At 71.6% G+C, this 2,176-nt stretch carries 2 protein-coding genes; one reads left to right on the forward strand and one right to left on the reverse strand.

Annotated features, from left to right (window positions below; genetic code table 11):
* Positions 1-118: 118 nt before the first annotated feature.
* Positions 119-934, reverse strand: a complete 816-nt coding sequence (locus ACFXA3_RS37740) for a hypothetical protein (protein ID WP_385194997.1) — start codon at positions 932-934, stop codon at positions 119-121.
* Positions 935-1,172: 238 nt separating this feature from the next.
* On the opposite strand from ACFXA3_RS37740, the gene ACFXA3_RS37745 reads away from it, so the two are divergent.
* Positions 1,173-2,087, forward strand: a complete 915-nt coding sequence (locus ACFXA3_RS37745; RefSeq protein WP_385194999.1) for a Yip1 family protein — start codon at positions 1,173-1,175, stop codon at positions 2,085-2,087.
* The last annotated feature ends 89 nt before the right edge of the window (positions 2,088-2,176 follow it).

A 2,176-nucleotide genomic window follows, 5' to 3' on the forward strand; every position in this document is an offset into this window, starting at 1 on the left:
ATGCGCTTCCCGTCCTGGACGAGCCGGTACGTCCAGCCGTCGTGCTGCGCGCTCGGGTGCTTCAGGTCGGGGCGCAGCCCCCGGCTCCGTCAGGCCTGCTCGGCCCGCCGCCCCCGCTTCAGCAGCGCGAAGCCCAGCCCGGCCCCGCCGCGCCCGCGGCAGCCGTTCCCCCGCCGGCGGCAACCAGCTTCGGCGCCACGCGCTCCCCCGGCTTCCGCTCAGCCGGCTTCGGCTCAGCCGCGTACGTCTCGATCAGCTTCCCGTCGAACCGGTACACCCAGCTGCTCCCGCCTCCCTTGCCGTCGATGACGACGAACTTCATGCGCTTCCCGTCCTGGACGAGCCGGTACGTCCAGCCGTCGTGCTGCGCGCTCGGGTGCTTCAGGTCGAGCGCTGCGAGGAGGTTGCCGTTCGGCGTGGAGATCTCGACGCGCTTGCCATGGCGGCCGTCGCTCAGCTTCGCGATCCGTCCGTCCGGCATGGTGATCCGGACCGAGCTCTCCTTCTTCACGCCGGGCTTCGGCTTCGGCTCCATCCACGAGGTCACGGTCCCGTTCGGCCGGAGGACGACGTGCAGCCCGTTGTTCTGCCCGTACGTCGTGGCGCCCCCCTTGCTGACCAGCGTGTCCAGCTTCGTCGGCCCGGCGAAGACGTCCGCCTCGAAGTGGCCGTCGCCGATCTTGTAGACCTTGGCGATCGAGCCGTCCGCGAGCTTGACGGTGGTCACGTAGGCCCGCGTCGGCTTCGGCCTGGCCACGGGCCCGGCCGGCTCGGCCTTCGGCTCCGTGACGGGCCGCTCGACCCCGGGCAGGACCTCCGGCTCCGGCACGGCCGGCGAGTCCGCGAAGGCGGACCCGACCGGGAAGGCCAGGACGGCGGCCGTGCCGGCGAAGACAGCGGCGGTACGGAGGGTGGTACGGCGGGTGCTACGCATGCGGAGGGCTCTCCTCGTGCTCGTGGTCTACGGCGACGGACACGAAGCTACGGACCCGATATCTACGTACTCCATAGGCAATGTAACGAACCACCCCACACTGCCCCACAACCATGTAAACCGGACACGGAACCGGCTCCCCGGAGTTCCCCTAGGGGATGTCACAGCTCAGCCGCAAACGGTGCCTATTCCGGCGGCCCGCCCACCACGCCCCCCGGGACCAGGTACGTTCGATCACGTGGCTGGATTCAGGATCGGACGCGGCAGGGACAACAACCGCGCTCCCCAACAACCCCCGCGGCAGCAGCCGTACGGTCAGCAGCAGCAACCGCCGCAGGCGCCGTACGGCCAGCAGCCCTACCCTCCGCAGCAGCAGTGGCCTCAGCAGCCCGCCGCCGGAGGCCATGGCGAGCCCGAGTACTTCGACCCGTACGGACAGCAGCAGCCGCCCCACCAGGCGCAGCAGCAGCCCCCGTACGGCCAAGGAGGAGGCGGCGGTGGCTCGTACGCGAACGACAACCCGGGGCACACCCAGGTCTTCGCGTACGGCGAAGACCCGTACAGCCAGGGCGCGACGTACCACGCGGGCGCCGCGGCGGCCGCACCGGCGGGCCCGCGGCTGCCGTGGAAGGAACTGCTCCGCGGCATCGTGATGCGGCCGGGGCCGACGTTCCTGCAGATGCGCGACTACGCGGTCTGGGGCCCGGCGCTCATCGTGACCTTCCTGTACGGACTGCTCGCGGTCTTCGGCCTCGACGACGCCCGCAAGGACGTCATGAAGGCCACCGTCCCCAACGCCATCCCGATCGTCCTCAGCGCGGCCGTGGCCTTCGTCGTGTGCGGCCTGATCCTGGGAGCCGTGACGCACACCCTGGCCCGCCAGCTGGGCGGCGACGGCTCGTGGCAGCCGACCGTCGGCCTGTCGATGCTCGTCATGTCGATCACGGACGCGCCGCGCCTGGTCTTCGCCGTGTTCCTGGGCGGGGACAACATGGTCGTACAGGTGCTGGGCTGGGCCACGTGGGTGGCGGCCGGGGCCCTGTTCACCTCGCTCATCAGCAAGTCGCACGACCTGCCGTGGCCGAAGGCGCTGGGCGCGTCCGCGATCCAGCTGGTCGCCCTGCTGTCGATCATCAAGCTGGGCACGCTGTAGCGACGGCGGCGCAGCACGCAGCACGCATCGGAGAGGGGGGGGCGCCCCCCCCCCGGGGGGGGCGCGCGCCGACAGCCGCGGGGGCGGGG

This window comes from Streptomyces sp. NPDC059456 (assembly GCF_042750055.1).
Taxonomy (GTDB): Bacteria; Actinomycetota; Actinomycetes; order Streptomycetales; family Streptomycetaceae; genus Streptomyces.

What these genes read in the sequence shown, in the direction of transcription:
- ACFXA3_RS37740 (WP_385194997.1), bottom strand. Translation starts at nt 934, where the DNA reads ATGCGTAGCACCCGCCGTACCACCCTCCGTACCGCCGCTGTCTTCGCC.